Consider the following 21,698-nt stretch of genomic DNA (forward strand, 5'->3'; position numbering starts at 1 on the left):
AGCGTAGCCTGTGGGGTGTCGCAACGTTTTCCGAATCGGTTGAGAAGGATCCGAGGGTTATGAAGCTATCCACAGGAAATAAGGTCGTGCTGATCGGCGCTGGCGACGTCGGCGTGGCATATGCGTACTCGCTGGTCAACCAAGGCACTGTCGACCATTTGGCAATCATTGACATCGACGAAAAGAAGACGATGGGCAACGTCATGGACTTAAACCATGGCGTCGTGTGGGCGTCGTCGCGCACCAAAGTCACTCAGGGCACGTACGCCGACTGTGACGATGCCGCGCTGGTAGTCATCTGTGCAGGCGCAGCACAAAAGCCCGGCGAGACTCGCCTACAGCTGGTGGACAAGAATATGAAAATTATGAAGTCCATCGTCGATTCCGTCATGGCCAGCGGTTTTGATGGGCTCCTACTGATCGCCTCCAACCCCGTCGACGTACTCACATACGCCGCGTGGAAGTACTCCGGGCTGCCACACAACCGTGTCTTCGGCTCCGGCACCATCTTGGACTCCGCACGTTTCCGTTACATGCTGGGTGAATACTACGATGTTTCCCCGATGAGCGTGCACGCATACATCATTGGTGAACACGGCGACTCCGAGCTGCCGGTGTTGTCCAGCGCCAACGTTGCAGGCGTCAGTCTGTCCAAGCGCCTCGCCGCCGACCCCGCGCTTCACGACGAGCTGGAGGACATCTTCATCCGAACCCGTGATGCCGCCTACGAGATTATCGATGCCAAGGGCTCCACTTCCTACGGAATCGGTATGGGTCTGGCCCGCATTACGCGCGCCATTTTCCAGAACCAAGAGGTAGCTCTGCCGGTCTCCGCATACTTGCAAGGTGAATACGGTCATGAGGACGTGTTCATCGGAACACCCGCCATTGTGAACCGTCGAGGAATTCGCCGCGTTATCGAGCTTGAGCTGGACGAATACGAAAAGAAGCAGCTGGACAAGTCCATTCAGACGCTCCGAGATGTGCAGGATCCATTCTGGAAGTAACTGCTGGTAGCGAGAGCAGATGTCTTCTCGACATGCGCTTTCGGCCGTCTCATTTGAGAATGAGAATGCCCACCTTCTATTGGCCCGCGTGGCCGACTCTGGCCAACGCTTCGTCTTAAACACAGGAGTGCCTTCTCTATGGCAGCGCAGAGCCCTCAAGACACAGCAACAGCAACTGACAACACTGAAAGCGGCGCGGCCGTACCGCGTCTGGATGACCTCATCAGCAAGGTCACTGATCTGATCACAGAGTTGGACGACGTTTCGGTGGAGGCTTCTGCACTGCTCGCAGAGGTGCCGGAGGAGCGCCGTCGGCACGCGGAAAACCTGCTGCACTACGCACACCTGCGCACAATTGACATCCGTGAGCTGCAAAACAGCTTGCACGACCTCGGCGTGACCAGTCTGACTACGGTGGAGACTTTCACCCGGGGGCGCCTTGAGCTCGCTCTCAACGCGCTGTTGGCGCTGGCGGGGCGCACCTCAGACATCGATGTCGCCCGCATTATTGCCGACGATGAGCGCGCGGATATTGCCCTGGATAACAACGCCACCGAGCTGTTCGGTCAGGAGCGCGCGGATGTCACTTCGCACATTATGGTGACCCTGCCCGCCGAGGCCGCCGACGATGCAGAGTTGGTGGAGAGCTTCGCTGCCGCTGGCATGGATCTCGCTCGCATCAACTGCGCCCACGACGGCCCTGAGCAGTGGAGCCGCATGATTGACAACGTCAATGCTGCAGCTGAGAAGGCCGGTCGCCGCATCTTCGTGTCCATGGATCTGGCTGGCCCGAAGCTGCGCACGGGCGATATCGAACCGGGGCCGCGTGTGGGGCGCGCCCGTGTTGTGCGTGACGACGCCGGCACGGTCATCTCCAAGTCCAAGATTTGGCTGACTCCACGGCTGGATGAGCACCCCAAGCCAGCTCCGAGCGATTTGCCGGGGCGTCCCGCACTGCCGCTGGAAGCAGATCAGGGGTGGTTGGAGCAGCTGCAGCTCGAGGACGTCATCACGCTGCATGACTCCCGCTCGGCCAAGCGTCACTTCACCGTTGTGCGCATCGACACCGACTCCGAGGGCGAGGTCGAGGCTGTCCTCGCCGAGGGGGAGAAGAACGCGTGGATCGCCGAGGGCACACACCTGCGGAGCAACTACGAGGTCACGCGCGCTGGTGGTGTGCCACCGACCGTGCAAAAGCTGCGTTTCCACACTGGGGATGAGTTTATTCTCACCAGCCGTGAGGAAATCACCACCATTCCACGCACCGACGATGAAATTCCACGCGTCTCCTGTTCGCTGCCGTCTGCCGTGGCGGCTCTGAAACCGGGCGATCCGGTACTTTTCGACGACGGTGCACTTGGCGCTGAGGTGGTTGAGGTCTCCGAGACGTCGTCAAGCGAAGATAGTCACGTCGATGCCCGGCTGCGTGTCCTGCGTACGAAGCCGAATGGTCAGCCGCTGGCGGCGCATAAGGGCATCAATCTGCCGAACACCGACCTGCCGCTCAATTCGCTTACCGACGAAGACATTGAGCACCTGCGCTTTGTGGTGGAGCATGCGGATATTGCTGCGGTGAGCTTTATTCGCACGCAGGGGGATGCTGAGTACGTCTACAAGGTGCTCGATGAGATTACGGCAGAACATGAGGCTGCGGGCCGCGAGGACCTGGCGTCGAAGGCTCGGAATCTGGGTGTTGTGCTGAAGATTGAGACTATTCCGGCATTCCAGAATCTGCCGGGAATCATCATCGCCAGCATGAAGCGCGCCAAGTCCGGTCTGATGATTGCTCGTGGTGACCTGGCTGTGGAGCTGGGCTTCGACCGTATGGGTGAGGTCCCAGGCCAGATTCTGACGCTGGCGCAGGCAGCCGGTGTGCCGACCATTCTGGGTACTCAGGTGCTGGAGAACATGGCCAAGGCCGGCCTGCCGTCCCGCGCGGAGATTACCGATGCGGCCTTCGCCCTGCGTGCCGAGTGCGTGATGCTGAACAAGGGGCCGCATATTACCGAGGCCATCGCGATTTTGAACAACCTGGCCCGGAAGATGGGGCGTTCGCAGCGTAAGAGCCGCATCATGCTGCGGAAGATTCGCAGCTGGTCGGACTAGTGGCTGGGTTAGGGGCCGGGCTAGTTTAGGTAGGTTAGGGGGAGCGCACCTAAAAACACCGTGGGAGAAAAGACTGCGGAAGAAGCCGGCCGCGCGTACGAGAGGAGCCCTGCGGAAAATGTCTAATGAACAGGCAGAAAACGCGGGGTGGGCTGTGCCGCCGCAGTCTCCAAAACAGCAGCCACAGCAGTCCCCACCTCAGGTGGTGCTGCCACCGCAGCAGAGCTGGCAGCCGACTGTCTCGGATTCGGCCATCACAGGTGCGACGCCGCGCTGGAAGGCCGATGAGATTGTTCGCAAGCGTGCGGACAGCGTCTTTCGATGGGCAATGAGCGGCGCCGGAGTATTCGCCGCATTTACCGTATTCATCTGGATGAGCATCCTGAGCCCCGGCCAGGATTTGGTGGTTTCCCTCCTCGGCGAATTGGGAGCATGGGCTTTCGGTCTCTGCGGAATGGTTTCCCTCATTGGTCTGGGTTTTTCGGTCTACAAGACTCTCCAGGTGCTGCGTGACCGCGCAACGTATGCCCGCCCACTGCTGTCGCGCACGGCAACGGATGTGCGCACGATGCACATGTGGCCAGTGCGCAACATCACGGGGCCCGTGGTCGCGTTGGCTGAAACAGGAGTCACTGCCGTAATGAGGCCAGGTCGCTTTATCTGGTATCTGGCCTGCGTTTTGTGGCCCCTTGCAACGGGTTGGTTTATCGCTGCCGACGTGTCCAGGACATACTTCCAGGCCGGAATCATCACTGTTTTAGCTTGTGTGACAACTGCCCTTACGGCGCGGCTACTCCGCTACGTGTTGGCTCCCGAGGAAGTGCATCGCAACATTCCCGTTGGGGCAGGTCGCGAGTGCACCCAGCCCGGTTTTTGGTCCAAGGGCTTCATCCCCAGCGAAGCTACCGATGAACAAGGGGAGGCGGGCGCGTTGGCCGTCGACAAGCAGCTTTTCGAAGGAACGGCGAGCGAATTCGTCGACGATTTTTATAAGTAGCCCAGGCAGTCGCGAATTACGGACTGCGAATAGGTATTCTGTGGCCTTGTGGGAAAGAAATCTCGTAAGAAGAATAATCAGGCCCCGGAGGGCATGAGCCGCCGTCAGGCGAAGCTGGCAGCCCGCGCTGCTGAGCGTGCAGCGTTGCTGGGCAATCCGCGTCCGTTCAAAGACTTCGACGAAGAGGCTGACATCGTGGCTGTCCGCGAGTTCGCTCCGGCTGTGGTCATTCCGGTCACGGTCGCTGACGCTGAGCGTGACATCAAGCTCTGCACCGTGCTGCCGGGTGGCGTAGCCGCACTGACGCGTGCCGCTGACCAGGGCAATGAGGCTTTCGTCGCGCTGCAGACGCAGGCTCGCACCAATGACGGCGCTGCGGATCTCTCCCGTGCGCTGGCATGGGCTCGCGATGCAGAGCCGGGTCAGCAGCTCTCGGCCGCTACTGACGGCGAGGCTGCACCGCTTACCGACGTCCTGACCGCCGTGGATCTCGACAACATGGAGGTCCACCAGGACTTCGAGTGGTGGATTCCCAAGGGCATTGAACGCACCCCGATGATCGAGCAGAACCTGGCCGTGGCTAACGACGCGATTCTCCCGTCATACCGCCTGGATGCGAAGGCCGCTGGTGCTGTGTGGTGGATTGATCCGGGCGAGCGCGCCCACATCCGCTGGGTGCGTCGTGAAGATGAGAAGCCGCTGCTGGATGCCTTGGCACGCGTGCACGCTGCGGACAACCTCTCGCTGGGCGAGGGCACGAAGTTCGCCGGTGTCTTCCGTACCGATGGCGTGCTGGTGCCGGTCTGGGACCTGGATAACACCAAGCCGCACGACCACTGGATTGCTGCCGTGGAAGAGGCCGACAAGCGTATCGCTGAGGCGCTGGCCAGCGAAGAGCCGCTGACCGCCGAGGAGCGTAAGTCCCGTGAGACCATCGTGTCCCGTCAGGTGACCATTCGGAACTAGGCGGAACTGGTTTAAGAACTAACGCGTGTGGCTCAGCGAAAAGCTGAGCCACACGCGTTAGTTGTCTCTAAGTTATCTGAAGCAGTTTTAGCTACTCTCTTGGCTATCTCAGCTCCGCAAAAAGTGTTGGCGCTTCGATTTCGTCCCAGAGCAGCACATTGCCCGCATAACCGGTATCCATGGCGCCTGAGGTGGGCACGGTAAGAGAATCGGAACCGAACAGCATGCGCAACATCAGCCAGGTCAGATTCCAGACATGGTCACCATCGCCGACGAGCACGGCCTTAGTGCCAGCATTGGCCAGGCGAATCCAGCGGTAGGGGTTGAGCCATACCGCAGGTGACTTCAGCCGTCCCATCAGCGCACTCATGAATTCACGCTGCCGCTCTACGCGGTCCAAGTCTCCCTGGGCGGTAGCACGCGTGCGCACGTAACCCAGGGCACTCGCGCCATCGAATTTCTGGCAACCGGCCTGAATATTCAGGCCTGCCAGCGGGTCGTCGATGGCTTCTTCAGGGCACATTTCGATGCCACCGACAGCGTCGACGACACCGGCGAAACCGCCAAAGCCAATTTCGGCGTAGTGGTCGATGTGAATCCCAGTGTTTTTCTCTACGGTGTCGATGAGCAACTGGGGGCCACCAAATGCGAATGCCGCATTGATCTTGTTTTTGTCATTGCCCGGGATATCCACGAAGGAGTCACGCGGGATACTGACCAACTTCGGCTTACCGAACACCGGAATGTGGGCAATCATGATGGTGTCTGTGCGCTGGCCGAAATCACCACTGCCCGTCGACAGCTTGGCGGCATCTTCCTCTGACAAGCCCGTACGAGAGTCCGAACCGACGAGCAACCAGTTGGAGGACATCGTATTGGCAGGGCGATTTGTCAGACCTGAGAACGCGTCGACCCTGGTCAGGCGGATGTCGACAAGTGCCATCGTGGCGACAAGGAAGATGACGACAACCAGGATGATGGATTTAAAGCGCAAGCGTGGCAGCCGCATGCGTCGCGTGTGGAAGCTCGACCTGGCACCGGCTCCGCCACGACTGCTGCGGCGTCCACCACGGCCAGAACTCGCTGCTTGTGGGGCACTGTAGTAGTCCTGCGACGAACCCTGCGAGGAAGATTGGAAATCCGCATCCGGGTTATAGCCGGGTGGAGGAAACCGCGGATCGCTGCCAGCGCGTCCGCTACCGGTCCGGTTCATCGGTGGACGGGACTCAATGCGCGTTTCGTTCAGTGGCGCCTGCCGACGTTCTGGTTGCGGCCTAGACCTGCGTGGAGGCATAGGCGCTGGGCGGGCTGCCCCTGCCCGAGAACGGCGGTCAGGGCGGGGAGGGATGGGGCGTCGTGAAGCGCCACGCGAATCGGCCTCACGGGGGCGAGCATGCTTCGGCGACGCCTCGTCCACACGGCGGTAGATGGGGCGACCATAGCGATCTTTGAGCGGTCTGCCGTATCGGTCGCGGGCAATGCGCGAGTCGTCGAAGTTGCCTTCCATACCAATTAAGAATAGGCAACGACAGTGCACTAAGAGAACCGACACAGCAATACAAGTAGTGGTAGCGCTGGCGTTACCCTGCATGCGACGTGCTGAAAGGGTTTGGGACCGAAGAAGAATATGCTGGAAATATGTCCGCAATGAACCAGAACTACGAATGCGCAGTCAACGAGTCGGATGTTTATGTCAAGAGCCGACATGGTGTCCCTCGAGGGTTCTTCGCCTGTGAGGCGGCGGGGCTGGACTGGCTGCGCGAGGGCGAATCTGACGGTGGTGCGCGCGTCGTGGATGTGCTGGGCGTGAGCGGGCATGCGCTGAAATTGCGTCGAATTGAGTCGATGGCGCCGAATCCACAGGCAGCGTACGAGTTTGGAAAATCGTTGGCTATTACCCACAATCTGGGCGCCGCTGGCTGGGGTGCCGGCCCCGATGAGTGGGAGGGGCACGGCTACTTCGGTCCGCTGGATCAGCCACTACAGATGGACCTGACTCCACGGGAGAGCTTCGGTGAATACTGGGCGAAAGGACGTCTTCTGCCTGCGCTGGGAAAGTTGGAAAACTCCTACAATAACCGTCAGCTAGATATCTTTGACCAGCTCATTGATCGGCTCTTGGCTGGAGATTTCGACAACGAGCCAGACGCCGCGCGTGTCCACGGTGACCTGTGGTGGGGAAACCTCATGTGGGATGCAGACGGCGCGATCTTGATTGACCCCGCGGCACACGGCGGAGCCCGCGAGGAAGATCTGGCACTGCTGGCGCTATTCGGGGCAACGCACTTCGATGAGATCTTGCGTGGCTACGAATCTGTACATCCCCTGCCGGATTTCGCCGAGAGCTGCGAACTCCACCAGCTCTACGCGGTGCTCATGCACGCGGTGCTATTTGGTGGCGGATACGCCGGACAGGCAGCGGCAATGGCAGCGAAGTACGTGCGTTAGCTGGCGTTAGCAGCCTCCAGCACGCTAGCGATCTCCAGTAGCTCTGCCTCACCGCAGTGCACCGCACCGATGTTGACGCTGGTGGCGGGGAGCTTCGCATTGGGTGTGCTGCCGCTTGTGCCCGGCACAGCAATTGGCATGGACACGCTTGCCCACCCAGTCAGATTCCACAGCGACAACCACGGTGTCCACCGGGTTTGCTCGTCAAAGTCCTCCCACGGCGCCAACGCAGAGAAATGCCCAATACGTGGCGGATCAAACGCCAGCGTTGGCGTAATCACCGCATCGACTTCCCAACGCGATCGAATCGCGCCGGGCAGAGCCATCCGCTGCTGATGTGTCGCCGCCGCCTCAGTTGCGGAAATCTCCTGGCCACAGGCGCGAATCCACTGCACGATCTCGGAGTAGTCCGCGCGCGGTAATTTCGTGGACATTCGCGTGATGGTCCGTCGAAAGATCTCGAACACGTCCGGACCTGCCGGGTCATAGGGGCTGGGCACTTCCACCACCTCATACCCGGCGTCGGCAAGACGGTCAGCCGCCGCCCACGCACCGTTTGCCCAGCGCTTATCGACGTCCACCTCAGCATGAAAAGGGCTGATAGTGACACCGATGCGAAGGGGGCGCTGGGACCGTCGGAAAACATGCGAGGTTGCGGGAAAGGGCACCCCGGCCAGTAGCGCTGCGTCATCGACTGTGCGAGTGAGAAAGGCAGGCGTGGAGAGATTTCCACCCGCAATATCGTGTGCTGGCTTCAACCCAACGAGGCCACAGCAGGCGGCAGGCACGCGGATGGAACCGCCACCGTCAGAGCCCAGAGCTGCGGGAACGACACCAGTTGCGACAGCCACCGCGCTGCCACCCGAGGAACCACCGGGAGTGCGTGGCGTGGTATCCGGTTGATTGGACAGCTGATCGGGCACGGCGAAATAGGGGTTTTCCGGAGCCGGGTAGCCAATCGGCTCGGTGTAGGCCGTCATCCCAACCTCGGAGGTGTGTGTAGTCGACGTGAGGATGGCGCCGCGAGCCAGAAGTTTCGCCACGGGTTCCGAGGTTTCGGTGGCGGTGAAAGCCAAGTTGGCGGAGCCCATCGTGCATTTGACACCGGCGATGGTGAATAGGTCTTTGATCGCCACTGGCAGTCCCAGGAGGTCACGCGGGAGGCCGTGGCTAGCGCGCCGGGCGGCCTCTGATTGGGCAGTGAGGCTGCGTGCGCGGTCGACAGCGTGCTCGGCCAAGGACGTGGCAATACCGAAACGGGCGGGATTGGCCGCGGCGTCGTCGGCAAGCGTGGCGAATTCCGAAACGATCTCCGATACCGAGATTGCGCCACTGCGCACGGCTTCAGTGAGGGCGCGGGCGGGCATCTCGGAAGAAAAGGTCATGCAATAAGTGTAGAAGCCCTCTAATCTGAGCTTATGACGACGGTTACTTATTTGGGTCCAGCGGGCACATTCACCGAGCAGGCGCTGTGGGACATGGCGCGTGCTGGCGAGATTGATCCTGCAGGGGAATCCGCGGTCAATGCCGTGCCGGTGGATAGTCCCGCGGCCGCGCTTGGAGCCGTGCGCCGAGGGGAAGCGGACTTCGCCTGCGTGGCTATCGAAAGCAGCGTGGACGGTCCCGTCACACCAACTTTTGATGCCCTCGCTGCTGGGCCGGAGCTGCAGGTTTTCCGTGAAACCGAGGTCGGGGTGGTCTTCTCTATCCTGGTCCGTCCCGGTACGACGGCGGAACAGGTGCGTACTTTTACGACACATCCTGTGGCGTATCCGCAGGTCAAACAGTGGGTGGATGCCAACCTTCCGGGCGTGGAAGTTCATCAGGCCAGCTCCAATGCGGCGGCGGCTCACCAGGTCGCCGAGGGTACCCACGACGCTTGCGCTGCCCCGGCCCGCGCGGGTGAGCTGCTCGGACTTGAGGCGCTGGCCACTGAGGTCGCCGACGTGCGCGGTGCCCGAACCCGTTTCCTGCTGGTGGGGCGCCCTGGTGTGCCGACGCCGCGCACCGGCGCCGACCGCACCTCGGTCTCCTTCACGCTGCCGAACCAGCCCGGCACACTGATGCGCGCCATGAATGAGTTCGCAGTGCGACAGGTCAACCTCACCCGCATCGAGTCGCGGCCGACACGCGAGCTCTTCGGCCTCTACCGCTTCTACATCGACTGCAACGGCCACGTTTATGATGCACAGGTTGCGGCGGCTCTCGCGGCACTGCACGAATACGCCGAAGACCTGCGGTATCTGGGATCTTGGCCGGTTGCTGAGGGCGGTCGCCGCAGCATTATGACCCCGCCGCCGGATATCTCCCAGTCAATTGAATGGGTCGACGCGCTCAAGGAAGGACGAAGGTAAAACATGACACCCACCGCGCCCGAAAATCCAGTTGGACAGCTGCCTTTCCTCGATGACCGCCCAGACCGCCCTGAATCTGTCATGCCGGTTGATTCCCAGCGCATCATTTTCATCCGCCACGGGCAGACCACCGGCAACATCAACCGCCGCCTGGATACCGCATTGCCGGGCGCACCGCTCACCGACCTCGGTGTGAGGCAGGCGCGCAGTCTGGGACGTCTTTTGCTTCCCGACGTCCACAGAATCGGTGACATTGTCACATCCCATGCCCTGCGTGCACGCCAAACTGGTGCAGGCGCGGTCGCGAGTCTGCACCACCTGGGAGAGACTTCCGTTCGCATCCGCCATGAGGGTGGTCTCCACGAGATTCAGGCCGGCGATCTTGAGGGGCGCAATGATCGCGATGCGCACATGGAGTACATGCGCGCCTTCTATCAGTGGCTCAATGGAGAGCTGGAGTACCGCCTTCCCGGCGGTGAATCCGGTGCTGACGTGCTGAATCGGTACCTGCCGACGCTACAGCAGCTGCTGGAGCAGGCAGGAGCGACAGGTGGTGAATCCAAGGAGTCCAGGGAGGCCAGCAGCAAGGATGTCGTCATTGTCAGCCACGGCGCGGCTATTCGTCTGATTGGGCAGTATCTGACCGGGGTGGATCCGGAATACGCACTGCGACACCGCATTGCCAATACCGAGCGAATTGAGCTGGTTCCGAACGCAGTGGCCGTCGGCAAGCGTGCTGGCATTGAACCGGGCGCGTGGGATGTGCGTCGCTGGGGCGACAGCGAGTTGCCCTAGAAGGGAGCGAAACGGCGACCGTTACTGCTGACCGTTACTGCTGGCCCTCCTGAATCTCGCGGCGCTTCTGAGCTGCCAGGCGTAGGCGTTCTGTGCGACGCTTGGATTCCTCTTCGTTGATTTCGTTGAGGAGCTCTTCTTCGTCATCATTGATGTTCAAGGCGGCGCGCCCGATAAGGGCAACGGCCGCAGCGACGATGAAGCCGAGCCACGCGTTATCGATATTGGTGAAAAACATCAGAACGATAGTGACACATACGATAACGCCTGCAGCAGAATCAACAATGTTGAGCTGGCGGCCCTTTTTCATCAGGTTTTGCAGCTCTTGATCGACACTTTGATGCTGCGGATTAGCCGGGGTGCCCTGTGAACTCTCGGGGGAGACCTCAGCGGGCAGGTCCGCGAAGAGAGTTTGCAGTTCTGCCCGAGTTTTAGCGGAAGCAGCACTTTCGGCGCGTTTGGAGAACTCATCGACATCCAAGTAGCCATCAGCGAAATGATTGCCGAGACGCTCCATGGCAGCGTTGCGCTCCCTGTCGCCGACCCTGATTTCTGGCTTCTCGCTCGAGTTGTCGCTCATGGTTATTAAGGTTACAGGGAAGAAGAGGGGAGGGGACAGCATCGCGAGAGGAACGAGACCGTGCACGGCGGGACAAAATTACCCGTAGCCGAGTCGGTCCAAATCCTCCTCCTCGAGGCCGAAATAATGCCCGATTTCATGCAGGAGAGTGACCCGAATCTGCTCCACCAGCTCCTCTTCGGTGCGGCTGATGCGGCAGAGCATGTCGCGATACAGGCTGATTTGGTCAGGTGGACCCCAGTGGTTGTTAGAACGCTCGGTCAGAGGTATCCCCTCGTAGAGGCCCAGCAGTGTGGGCTCGTCGAGGTTATACGGGTGGACCTGGATGATGACCTGATCGAGCTGGTCGAGAAACTGCGTGGGGATGCGGTCGATGGCCTCATCGACAAGTGCATCGAACCGCTCCGGGCTAACGTCAACCATTTATGGTGCTGCCTCGCAATGTCCTCTTGTTTTACTGGCCGATTGTTCTACTGTCCGGCGGGAGCGACTGCGTTATCCGCAGCGCCTGCTCCTGCGCCAGTACCGTCGGCACCGACCTCACCGACGTCACCTGTGCCAGCGCCAGCGCCAGCGTCACCCTGCTCCTCCCGCAGCGGATTGCGCGGTGGCGGAGCCACGGGCGGCTGGCCGTCGATAGTGAAGGACTCGTTAGCGTGGCCATTGAGAGTGGCGAACCCGCCCTGGCCATTGTCCTTAATCAACCAGCAGTTCACACTGCGCGAGCCAGCATTGAGCGACTCCTGCGACAGTGACGTCCAAAATGGCAGCAGCGTTGAGTTGTACAGCGGGTCGTCGCCACCGAGGTAATTCTGCGCCAGAGTCACACACTGCTCTGCGAGCACATCATTTTGCTCCTGGTCAGTGGGGACATTGTCACCGAAGTGGTCGCGGAGATTGACAATTCCCGTCGACTCCATCAGGTGATCTTCCACGCACGGCACCTGGCGGATGGCGCCGTTTTCGTCCAATGTCACGCAGCGGCCGCCCTCGAACACGCGGGACTGGTCCTGCCCGGCCGCAGGACCGGACATGTGCGCCGTGTTGCCGTCTTCATCGACGACCTGGATACCGCACAGGAAGGTTCGGTCACCCTTTTCCCACTGGCTAGGCGAAGGAATGATCGGTGCCGTGATAAATCGACCGTCTGGATCGTACTGGCCGCCCAGGTATTCAGTCACAGTGTTGCGACACACGCCATTTTGCAGAGCCACCAAATTGTCTGCTGTCGGGTAGTTGGCAGTTTTGGCGTATTGCCCCGGATGTTCCTCGTAATCGGCGAGATTCAGTTTCTTGGCCACCTCATAAGCGTGCGGCTGCTCACAGGGCACGACGCGGAAGTCAGAAACATTCAAATCTTCTGCCAGGTTCCAGTCCAGACAGTTGCCCGCGGTTGCACTGGTGAACGCCGTCGTCTCCTTGTCGACGATGGTCGTTGTCGACGATGACGCGCTTGCCGACGAACCCTTGCCCCCAAGTGGCCCACTCGGTGGCTCGATGACTCCCGCTTGCAGCGCGAATGCCATCCCCGCGGCGCCGACCAGCATTGCCGTCGACAAAGCGCGCATTCCCCAGCTTCCACGCGAGTTATTCGAAGCGTTGGCATCGTTGCTGGCTACGGAGGATGCACCAGCGCTGGCATCTGCGCCAGTACCTGCACCGGAGTCAGTGTCTGTGGCGGCAGCGTGCTCGCGATCCTGGTTCATATTGTCATCAGCCATAGTGACCCCATTGTGCACCGCCAATGAGCCTGTGGACAAGGTAACGCTAAAAGCGACAACGTCCCCATGAGCGTCGATGTCGTGGCAAGGAGCTCTGCCATTGACGCTCTGTCCGAGTTTGCGGTCCGAGTTTGCTCAAGAGTTTTAAGCACTACAATAGTCCGGTATTTGTTCGCTACCCGAGGACACGAGTCTTGACCTGGACTGCACTACTTAGCCTGCTGGGCGTCCACATTATTGGTATGGCCTCACCAGGGCCTGACGTCTTCTTAGTCCTGCGCCTTGCCACCAAATCCCGAAGGCACGCCATCGCGGCAGTCGCGGGTATCAGTACTGGCGCCACAATCTGGATGACCCTCACAGTTTTTGGGTTCGCAGCCGTCATTACCGCCAATCCTTTGCTGATGGGCGTAATTCAACTTGTCGGTGGCTGTTATCTCATTTACATGGGCATCAGTATGGCCAAGGCAGGCATCAATACCCTCCGCGAACTGCGCGCCGGTGCCGCACCAGCCCTGGGAAGCGAGGCGCTCCGGTCGCCGAAGGCGACGTTCCGCCAGGGCTTTTTCACCAACATGTCGAACCCGAAGATTGTTCTCTTCCTCACCGCAGTGCTTTCACAGTTCATTCCCGCGGGCGCATCTGTGGGGACGCTCGTGCTTTGTACACTGGTGCTAATCGTCTCCCAAATCGCTTTCTTCCTATTTATCGCAATCGTGGTGTCGACGGATGCCGTCGTCAAGCGAATGGTGCTGGCAGGGCCGTGGATTGACACTGTCGCCGGTGTAATCTTCCTCGTCCTCGGCGCGCTGCTGGTCGCCTCAGGAGCGGAAGCGGCGCTCTAACATGCCTTGTGCCTGCTTGCCGACGTAAACCAGGTACTCTAGGGGACGTGATTGATCTCAAATTTCTCCGCGAAAACCCTGAAGTAGCCCGCGAGTCCCAGCGCACCCGTGGTGAGGACCCGGCATTGGTCGATCAGCTGCTGGAAGCTGACGCTAAGCGCCGTGAGGTTATTGCCTCCACCGACGCGCTGCGTTCGGAGCAGAAGGGCTTCGGTAAGAAGATTGGTCAGGCGTCGAAGGAAGAGCGTCCGACCATGTTGGAGAAGGCCAAGGAGCTTTCCGACGCCGTGAAGGCAGCCGAAGCGAAGCAGAAGGAAGCCGAGGCTGAGGTCGAGCGTCTGCAGTATCTGATTGGCAACATCGTTACGGGTGCGCCCGCCGGTGGCGAAGATGACTTTGTCGTGCTGGAGGAAATCGGCGAGATTCCACAGTTCGATTTTGAGCCCAAGGACCACCTGGACCTCGGTGAGTCGCTGGGACTTATTGATATGGAGCGTGGCGTCAAGGTCTCCGGTTCCCGCTTCTACTTCCTGACCGGCTACGGTGCCATGTTGCAGCTGGCCATGATGAACCTGGCTGCTCAGAAGGCAACTCAGAATGGTTTCCAGCTGATGGTGCCGCCGGTGCTGGTTCGTCCGGAGACCATGTCGGGTACCGGTTTCCTCGGTGCGCACTCCGATGAGATTTACTACCTGCAGGAAGATGACCTCTACCTGGTCGGTACCTCGGAAGTCGCGCTGGCCGGCTACCACTCCAACGAGATTATTGACCTGTCGGAGGGGCCGCGTCGCTACGCTGGTTGGTCTTCTTGTTTCCGTCGTGAAGCGGGCTCTTACGGCAAGGACACCCGCGGAATCCTGCGCGTGCACCAGTTCGACAAGCTGGAGATGTTCTCCTACTGTCCGCCGGAGCAGGCGGAGGCAGAACACCAGAAGCTGCTAAACATGGAGCGCGAGATGCTGGCCGCGGTCGATGTTCCGTACCGCATCATCGATGTTGCTGGTGGTGACCTGGGTGCATCGGCTGCCCGCAAGTTCGATACCGAGGCGTGGGTGCCGACGCAGAACACTTACCGCGAGTTGACCTCGACTTCGAACTGCACGACTTTCCAGGCTCGTCGTTTGAAGACCCGCTACCGCGATGCCGATGGCAAGTCCCAGTACTGCGCCACCCTAAATGGCACGCTGGCTACGACGCGTTGGCTGGTCGCCATTTTGGAAAACCACCAGCAGGCCGATGGTTCTGTGGTGATTCCGGAGGCCCTGCGTCCGTTCATGATGGGCAAGGAAGTTCTCGAGCCGGTTAAGTAGGTGTGGCCCCGACACAGCCACACACTCACTTCACGACACCTATGGCACCTCATGCCACCTCCACAGCTGGCATGAGGTGCCATAGGTGTCGTGAAGTGCCCTAGGGGGCGTCCCTATGTTTTTGTCAAGCCTAAATCGGAGTTTTTAAGTGAAACTCTTGGGGGTAGGTTTAGGCATGGTTATTGTGCCCATCAACTGGTGTTGGTGGGCCTGATTTTCGTGTCACAGGAGCAATTCCTGCATAGGCGGCCAGGTGGCCAGAGGATGCGAAGTCGGATCCATCACCGATGGAAAGCAAGATTTGTGCTGCGGTCTTGATACCGATTTCCGGCATACTCGATCCAAGGCCTCGGAGGCAGGGAAGTCCTCCAGCATGCCGTCGACCTGGCCGGCGATAGGTTCGCGTCGGCTCGCTGGGTTCGCGTGGGCTGGGCCAATTTTCAATTCCCAAGACGTGGGTGGGGTGACTGCGCTAAGAAGTAGGTGGGGGATTGAGTCAATAATTTGGCAAGAGGATCGATAGCAGCGGCATGATTGAACCAGGAAAAACTTCGCTCGAAGTTGACTGCGTATATGGACACAGCAGCATTCTTGGTGAGATTAGCGCGGAGATCCGTAAGGGGGAATTTGTCAGTATCACCGGCCCGAATGGGGTGGGAAAATCCACGTTGATTAGCACCATTGCTGGTGAGATAGAGCCAATCGAAGGTACTGTGCGGGTTGCTTGCGAGGGCGAAGAAACTTTCGTTGATCCGTCAAGCCCGCAAGGCGCTGGCTGCGTGACCAGCATTTCTGATCCAGCATTTCTACCGGACTTAACTCTCGGCGAGCATATTAACCTGGTTTCCCTGCGCACAGGTGTGGGAATGGACACGCTGCTGAGTCGGTTGGAGCCATGGCGCGTTGCTGAGTTGCCCAACACTTTGCCCAGTCGGCTTTCGAGCGGTCAGAAGCAGCGGGCAAACTTGGGAATCCAATTGGCGGTTGCGGCTCCGGTTGTTGTGTTGGATGAACCCGAGCGCCATCTCGATGCGGATTGGACTCGGCTGCTGTGCGCGCAACTTCGCCAAATGGCACAGTCTGGATTCACAGTGATTGTGGCATCGCATTCGCCAAGTCTCATCGATGAGGCAGACTGGGAGATTCGACTGTGAACCTTGAAGGCTTGAGTTTTCCTCTCAACGTATTTCAAGTAGTTGGCTTAGTAGGGATTATCTTCCTGCTGGTCATCATTGCGGAACGAATGGCTCCGCTGAGGTCCGTTGACCGCGACCGATGGGAATGGGAGTATCGCCCCGCACGTCGATTTCCCGGCATTGACCGCGACGGCTGGCTCCAAGTGCTGGTGTTCACCGTATTTGGGTTCGGCATTGGCGGGGTTTTTCGATATGTCCTTGGGGTTGCACGACCACGTCGTTTAGCGACGGTGCTTTCTAATGGCGTGACACAATCGATGACTCGTGTGACCGTGATGTTCTTTAATGCGGAGCTGGCATCGAATATTTACGCTGCTTCCTGGCTGCGGAGTGCCAAGGTCAAGGAGCGGCCGTTCGCGCAAACTTCCTTGCCGGTGTTGATGCTGCGCAGGCTGGTGCGGCGTGGGTATATCCCGTTGCTATTTGTTGCGGTGGCGCTGGCGGAGTTTTCTGTTGCACCGCTGATTGGAAAAGGCGGGCGCACGCTGGTTTTGCTCTGCTGGGCGGTGCTTGCCTCTGCAGTATGGCGGGCGACTAGGCTCGAAGCGCCAGGTCAGCTGCCGTGGCGAGTGGCGATACTGAGCGTTGTGACCGTCCTGGGAATGGCCGTCCAATTCCTTCCGGGGATGCCGCTAAATCCCATGTATTCCATGCTATGGGCTGCCGTGGCAATTGTCTATTGTGCACTTGTTCGAGGAAAACCACGGGAAACTAATGATTTTTCCTCGATTGAGATTGGTTTGGGCGCACCATTAGAAATGGGCAAGCTGCAGTATTGGTTTTCCGGCGGTCTTGCGATTATTCCGGCTATTGCATCGGAATTGATGGCGATTGCGCCGATTATGTAGGAGCTGCGGCCACAATGCTCCGACTAAGCGGTCGGGCTGCGCCGGCGGGAAAAGGGGAATCCTAGGCGGAGAGGCAACGTCTTCTACTAGGAGCTGTTGGCCTACAGCTCCTAGCTGTGAAGTACTTCGATTGCAATAGCGAGCAGGCCGGTGCTGACGGGCTGCGGAGTAACGCTTTGACCTGCCCAAATTACATCGGCATGATCTAGGCCACCCCAGCTTTCTTCCAGGTAGCCTTCAGTCCGGCTCGGAGGGGAAAGACAAGGCATGCGGCCGAAGCTGCGACCGATGCCGTGGCAACACCGGCTTGGACTAATGCTGGATTGATCTTGGAGTTTTCTTCCGTGAGAACGCCGATCAGCTGAGCTGGAGCAATGGCGCAAGTGAGAGTACCTAGGGACGCGACGCGCAGAGTATCTTCGCGGTCATCTGCCTTGAGCAGCGAAGCAGCTGAGAATCCAGCTCCGACCGTAGAAACCACGAAGGGAAGAAGCAGAGTTTCCTTCGGTGCTGTCTTTTGAACTGCCTCGCCGTTTAGCTTCCATTTTGTGTGGACTTCTGAAGGCAACTGCTTCCAGCACCTGGCCAGTGCGACTCCGTGCGCAACCGTCACAGCCGCGGGGAGAAAAGCGGTCGCCTGCAGTGCGCGAGCCGGAATTTCAGAGATAACCTCACCGTCAATATCGTCCGGGCGGACAATCCCGAGCTTGGTGGCTACTGCAGCCCAATTGATAGACCAGCCAAAACCCAACAGGTGAGGTTGGAGAATCCGCGGGTCGTTCATATTCCACAGGGAAGCGCGACCGCGCTTGGAAAATGCTCGAAGTGGGTTGCTGAGGTAGCGTCGCAAAGCGCTCGGTTCACCAACTTGCTCGGCGACTCGCTCGGCGTATTCGGTCGCCGTTCCCAGCTCTTCGGCCAGGTCCGCGTGGACGTCGTTAAGCTCTTGCAGAAGACTCTCCTGCTCGGCAATGATCGCCTTGCGTTGTGCGGGCGATGTTCCGATTTCGCGCAGTTTGTGGTCGATGGCGGTGAGGTAGGTGTTCATTGGGGATCCTCGGAAAATAGTGCGGTCATGTCGGCGGATAGATCGATGAAGTCCTGATGTAGCTGCGTGAGTGTTTGCTGTCCTTTGTCTGTTAGTGAGTAGTACTTGCGGGGCGGCCCCTTGGGGGATTCCTCCCAGCGATTGCTAATCAAGCCGTTGGTGGTCAGCCGCGAGAGTAGGGGGTAGACGGTTCCTGCGGGCGCGCTGAGGTGGGGGTAGGCGTTGAGCTTTGCGACGAGTGCCGCGCCATAGAGTTCTTCGCGAGAAATCAGCTTGAGAATGGCGAGCTCGAGTACTCCCTTCTTCAGTTGTGTTTGTGGGCGTTTGGGCATGGCGTTGTGCTTTCTTTCCGGCGGTAGAAGGAAGTTGTTTGAGCAGAATCCTTTTCATACCTAGTACCTTGTAATGCCAACTATACCCCCAGTAGTTTGTATTGCCAAGTACTGCACGCCTATACCGCACAGAGAGAACAGAACAAAGAAAAATGAGGGGCAATTGTCAAAAGACAATCGCCCCTCATCCCACCGGGTTGGCTCTATGAAGAACTTGTAACAGCTAGGAACCGGTTCGGTTCCTATTTAGCGTTCAATTAAATGCGCTCATCGAGCCAGGCAATAGCCGTCGCAATGGCCTGGTGCTGTGCCGGTTCATTGAATACCTCGTGGAACTGGCCTTCGAACTCGATCAGCTGCTTGTCGGTGGACGAGATGCCGTTGTACCAGTCACGCGAGAAGAACGGTGGCACAATCTCATCCTGGCCACCCATCATGACCAGGGTCGGCTCAACGAAGTCGACGGAGTTGGTGCCGTTGTAGGTGGCGGCAAACGCCATTTGTTGAGCCATGCCGAGCGAAAGCTTGGAGTTGTTGTACGGATCAGTGCCGTATTCATCACGCACTGCCTGGGAAGAAGAAGTTTTCGCACCCAGCGGGTTGCCAACCTGAATCAGGTCAGTGCCCGGCAGCGATGGGACGCGCATCTCGGTACGGTTCGGTACTTCCTTGAGCATGCGCGTGTTGAAAGTAGTCATGTCCTGGAACGGCAGACGCTGGTAAATCGTCGGCTGGGCTTCGCGCTCGACATCGGTCATGGCTTCTGGAGTGATGGTTTCGCCCTTGTCCGTGCCGCCGTAGGGGTTGAACAGAGCGCCACCGCCGTTGGCGACGATGCCATCGACACTGCCCGGGTACTTGATGCCGTGGAAGTCCACAGCAAGACCGCCCATGGAGTGGCCGAGCAGGAAGGTCTTCGTGCTCGGGTTCTCCGCCTTGGCCTTCTCTACAAGCATGTGTAGGTCATCGACAAGCGAGTGGAAATCATCGATGTGACCACGAGCAACTGGAGTGCCTTCAACCTGGCCCGTGTGGCCGTGACCGCGGTGGTCGAGGCGGTAGACGTTGTAGCCGGCGTTCAGAAGCTTGCCAGTTACCCACTCGTAGCGACCCAGGTGCTCTGCAGCACCATGCACGACGACGACAGTGGCCTTGGCGTTCGGAATGGTGTTGGACTTCCAGTAGATTTGAGTGCCCTTGCCATCCTCCGACGTCATATAGCCGTCGGTCACCGTAACGTGGCGACCGTCAACTGTAGTGGTCGGCGCCGGGGTAGTTGGCAGTTCGACCATCGCAGTGGACTGCGGGTCAGGGGTTGGCTCCAGCGGGTTTTTAATGAAATCCGTTGGGGTTGCTGATGCTGCCGGAGTGGCCAGTGCCAGCGTCAGGGCGGTGGTCACACTCGCAGTGAAAATCGATGCACGACGCATGATTGCTCTTTTCTATTTTCAATCGAGGAGCGGATGGTAGTGATAATAATTTTATTATAACAAACAAGCCCTGAATTTATAATAAAAATGGCTCGGAAAACCGAATCGGTTTTCCGAGCCATTCTTAGGCTCTTACGAGGGCTTATTCAGGCTTCGGTGCCTCCTCAGCATCGGTATCCTCGACCCAGCCGTAGGTGCGTTCAACGGCACGGTTCCACTGGTGGAACAGGCGATCGCGCTCTTCGGCCTCCATCTTCGGACGCCACTTCTTGTCAATCGTGATGTGAGCCTTGACCTCATCCAAGCTCGACCAGAAGCCAACGCCCAGACCTGCACCATATGCAGCGCCGAGAGCAGTGGTTTCAATGTTGTTCGGGCGCGTGACAGTGACATCTAGGATGTCGGACTGGAACTGCATGAGGAACTCGTTCATGGTCATGCCGCCATCAACGCTCAGCGTCGTGATGTCCGTGCCGGATTCTGCCACCATGGCATCGAGAACCTCACGAGTCTGGTACGCAGCAGCCTCCAGCACAGCGCGGGAGATGTGGTTGCGGTTAACGAAGCGAGTCAGGCCGACGATGACGCCACGGGCGTCCGGCTGCCAACGAGGAGCGAAGAGACCGGAGAATGCCGGCACGATGTACACGCCACCGTTGTCCTTGACACTCTTTGCTTTGTTCTCGATGGAAGCGGCATTTGGAATCATTTGCAGCTCGTCACGCAGCCACTGAACAAGTGCGCCGCCCATGGAGACAGAACCCTCGAGAGCGTAGACCGGCTTCTCACCCTCGACCTGGTAGCAGACGGTGGAGATGAGGCCGTGCTCGGACCACTTCGGGTTCTCGCCGGTATTCATCAGCATGAACAGGCCAGTGCCGTAGGTGTTCTTGGTGTCGCCCTCGCCGAAGCAACCCTGGCCGAACATGGCGGCCTGCTGGTCGCCGAGAATACCTGTAATGGGAAGGCCGGACAGAGCATCGCGGGCGCGAACGCGACCGAAGTTGCCTACTGACGGGCGGATGTCCGGCAGCATCGACATTGGAATGCCAATTTCACGGCAAATGTCCTCGTCCCACTCGAGGGTCTTGAGGTCCATCAGGAGAGTACGGGATGCGTTGGTGACGTCCGTTGCGTGGACTGCAGATTCGCCGTTGTCACCCTCTGCGCCGCCGGTGAGGTTCCACAGCAGCCAGGTGTCGATGGTGCCGAAGAGCAGGTCGCCAGCCTCGGCCTTTTCGCGAGCGCCCTCGACGTTGTCGAGGATCCAGCGCACCTTCGGGCCTGCCGGGTAGGAGTTGATACGCAGGCCCGTGGTCTCACGCCAACGGTCCGCGCCTTCATCCCCCATGAGCTCCTTACAGATGGTGTTCGTGCGGGTGTCCTGCCAGACGATGGCGTTGTAGACCGGTTCACCAGTGTTCTTGTCCCAGACGACAGTGGTTTCGCGCTGGTTGGTGATACCGATTGCCTCAATGTCCTGGGAGGAGATGTCGCCATCAGCGAGAGCTTCACTGACTACGCGACGAGTGTTGGTCCAAATCTCCTGGGCATCGTGCTCGACCCAGCCCTCTTCCGGGAAGATCTGCTTGTGCTCCATCTGGGCGACAGTGACGATCTCTGCGTCATGGTTGAAGATGATGCAGCGGGTGGAAGTAGTTCCCTGGTCAATGGCGAGGACATATTTGCTGTGCATCATGGGGGATACTCCTAGC

General features: G+C 59.2%; 20 protein-coding genes and 1 pseudogene. 11 read left to right on the forward strand and 10 right to left on the reverse strand.

Annotated elements, in window-relative coordinates:
• Positions 1–59 precede the first annotated feature (59 nt).
• The 4 genes from I6J19_RS03305 (at position 60) to I6J19_RS03320 (ending at position 5,076) form a co-directional block, all read left to right on the forward strand.
• Positions 60–1,007, forward strand: coding sequence for an L-lactate dehydrogenase (locus I6J19_RS03305; protein ID WP_038627019.1), 948 nt, complete (start codon positions 60–62; stop codon positions 1,005–1,007).
• Between the two features lie 138 nt (positions 1,008–1,145).
• Positions 1,146–3,113, forward strand: a complete 1,968-nt coding sequence (locus tag I6J19_RS03310; protein WP_052155554.1) for a pyruvate kinase — start codon at positions 1,146–1,148, stop codon at positions 3,111–3,113.
• Between the two features lie 118 nt (positions 3,114–3,231).
• On the forward strand, positions 3,232–4,110 hold the full coding sequence (locus I6J19_RS03315) for a hypothetical protein (protein WP_038627017.1): 879 nt from the start codon (positions 3,232–3,234) through the stop codon (positions 4,108–4,110).
• Positions 4,111–4,158: 48 nt separating this feature from the next.
• Positions 4,159–5,076, forward strand: coding sequence for a DUF5926 family protein (locus tag I6J19_RS03320; protein ID WP_038627014.1), 918 nt, complete (start codon positions 4,159–4,161; stop codon positions 5,074–5,076).
• Positions 5,077–5,179: 103 nt separating this feature from the next.
• Here I6J19_RS03320 and I6J19_RS03325 read toward each other — a convergent pair whose 3' ends face one another.
• Positions 5,180–6,583 (reverse strand): LCP family protein, encoded by a 1,404-nt coding sequence (locus I6J19_RS03325; protein WP_224792260.1) that lies wholly within the window; start codon positions 6,581–6,583, stop codon positions 5,180–5,182.
• Positions 6,584–6,714: 131 nt separating this feature from the next.
• Between I6J19_RS03325 and I6J19_RS03330 the strand changes: the two genes are divergently transcribed.
• A complete protein-coding gene (locus I6J19_RS03330) occupies positions 6,715–7,524 on the forward strand; it encodes a fructosamine kinase family protein (RefSeq protein WP_038627012.1) in 810 nt (269 codons plus the stop codon).
• Here the strand turns inward: I6J19_RS03330 and I6J19_RS03335 are convergent.
• On the reverse strand, positions 7,521–8,909 hold the full coding sequence (locus tag I6J19_RS03335; protein WP_038627010.1) for an amidase: 1,389 nt from the start codon (positions 8,907–8,909) through the stop codon (positions 7,521–7,523). The genes I6J19_RS03330 and I6J19_RS03335 overlap by 4 nt on opposite strands.
• A 33-nt stretch (positions 8,910–8,942) precedes the next feature.
• On the opposite strand from I6J19_RS03335, the gene pheA reads away from it, so the two are divergent.
• Complete coding sequence (gene pheA, locus I6J19_RS03340; RefSeq protein ID WP_038627007.1) at positions 8,943–9,878, forward strand: prephenate dehydratase; 936 nt, start codon at positions 8,943–8,945, stop codon at positions 9,876–9,878.
• A gap of 3 nt (positions 9,879–9,881) precedes the next feature.
• Positions 9,882–10,673, forward strand: a complete 792-nt coding sequence (locus I6J19_RS03345; protein ID WP_038627004.1) for a histidine phosphatase family protein — start codon at positions 9,882–9,884, stop codon at positions 10,671–10,673.
• 34 nt (positions 10,674–10,707) lie between these two features.
• Here I6J19_RS03345 and I6J19_RS03350 read toward each other — a convergent pair whose 3' ends face one another.
• The 3 genes from I6J19_RS03350 to I6J19_RS03360 form a co-directional block, all read right to left on the reverse strand.
• The gene (locus I6J19_RS03350) at positions 10,708–11,253 is read right to left on the reverse strand and encodes a DUF1707 SHOCT-like domain-containing protein (RefSeq protein ID WP_038627001.1); all 546 of its coding nucleotides are present in this window, start codon (positions 11,251–11,253) and stop codon (positions 10,708–10,710) included.
• A 78-nt stretch (positions 11,254–11,331) separates the two neighbouring features.
• The gene (locus I6J19_RS03355) at positions 11,332–11,676 is read right to left on the reverse strand and encodes a metallopeptidase family protein (RefSeq protein ID WP_038626990.1); all 345 of its coding nucleotides are present in this window, start codon (positions 11,674–11,676) and stop codon (positions 11,332–11,334) included.
• Positions 11,677–11,723: 47 nt separating this feature from the next.
• Positions 11,724–12,974, reverse strand: a complete 1,251-nt coding sequence (locus I6J19_RS03360) for a septum formation family protein (protein ID WP_222867040.1) — start codon at positions 12,972–12,974, stop codon at positions 11,724–11,726.
• 194 nt (positions 12,975–13,168) lie between these two features.
• Between I6J19_RS03360 and I6J19_RS03365 the strand changes: the two genes are divergently transcribed.
• Positions 13,169–13,819, forward strand: a complete 651-nt coding sequence (locus tag I6J19_RS03365) for a LysE family translocator (protein WP_038626986.1) — start codon at positions 13,169–13,171, stop codon at positions 13,817–13,819.
• 47 nt (positions 13,820–13,866) lie between these two features.
• Positions 13,867–15,129: a serine--tRNA ligase gene (serS, locus tag I6J19_RS03370; protein WP_038626983.1), complete on the forward strand. Its 1,263-nt coding sequence runs from the start codon at positions 13,867–13,869 to the stop codon at positions 15,127–15,129.
• A gap of 208 nt (positions 15,130–15,337) precedes the next feature.
• Here serS and I6J19_RS03375 read toward each other — a convergent pair.
• A pseudogene (locus I6J19_RS03375) lies at positions 15,338–15,483 on the reverse strand (transposase); the annotation flags it as partial.
• A 176-nt stretch (positions 15,484–15,659) separates the two neighbouring features.
• Here I6J19_RS03375 and I6J19_RS03380 point away from each other — a divergent pair.
• Complete coding sequence (locus I6J19_RS03380) at positions 15,660–16,283, forward strand: ABC transporter ATP-binding protein (RefSeq protein ID WP_038626981.1); 624 nt, start codon at positions 15,660–15,662, stop codon at positions 16,281–16,283.
• Complete coding sequence (locus tag I6J19_RS03385) at positions 16,280–17,173, forward strand: hypothetical protein (protein WP_038626978.1); 894 nt, start codon at positions 16,280–16,282, stop codon at positions 17,171–17,173. Before I6J19_RS03380 ends, I6J19_RS03385 begins: the two co-directional genes overlap by 4 nt.
• Positions 17,174–17,378: 205 nt before the next feature.
• Here I6J19_RS03385 and I6J19_RS03390 read toward each other — a convergent pair whose 3' ends face one another.
• The 4 genes from I6J19_RS03390 to glpK all read right to left on the reverse strand — a co-directional run bounded on the left by I6J19_RS03390 (position 17,379) and on the right by glpK (position 21,682).
• Complete coding sequence (locus I6J19_RS03390) at positions 17,379–18,221, reverse strand: DUF5808 domain-containing protein (protein ID WP_038626975.1); 843 nt, start codon at positions 18,219–18,221, stop codon at positions 17,379–17,381.
• A complete protein-coding gene (locus I6J19_RS03395) occupies positions 18,218–18,553 on the reverse strand; it encodes a PadR family transcriptional regulator (protein ID WP_038626974.1) in 336 nt (111 codons plus the stop codon). Before I6J19_RS03395 ends, I6J19_RS03390 begins: the two co-directional genes overlap by 4 nt.
• Positions 18,554–18,810: 257 nt before the next feature.
• On the reverse strand, positions 18,811–19,983 hold the full coding sequence (locus I6J19_RS03400; RefSeq protein ID WP_038626972.1) for an alpha/beta hydrolase: 1,173 nt from the start codon (positions 19,981–19,983) through the stop codon (positions 18,811–18,813).
• 142 nt (positions 19,984–20,125) lie between these two features.
• Positions 20,126–21,682, reverse strand: a complete 1,557-nt coding sequence (glpK, locus tag I6J19_RS03405) for a glycerol kinase GlpK (protein WP_038626970.1) — start codon at positions 21,680–21,682, stop codon at positions 20,126–20,128.
• Positions 21,683–21,698: the final 16 nt, after the last annotated feature.

This window comes from Corynebacterium amycolatum (genome assembly GCF_016889425.1).
Lineage (GTDB): Bacteria > Actinomycetota > Actinomycetes > Mycobacteriales > Mycobacteriaceae > Corynebacterium > Corynebacterium amycolatum.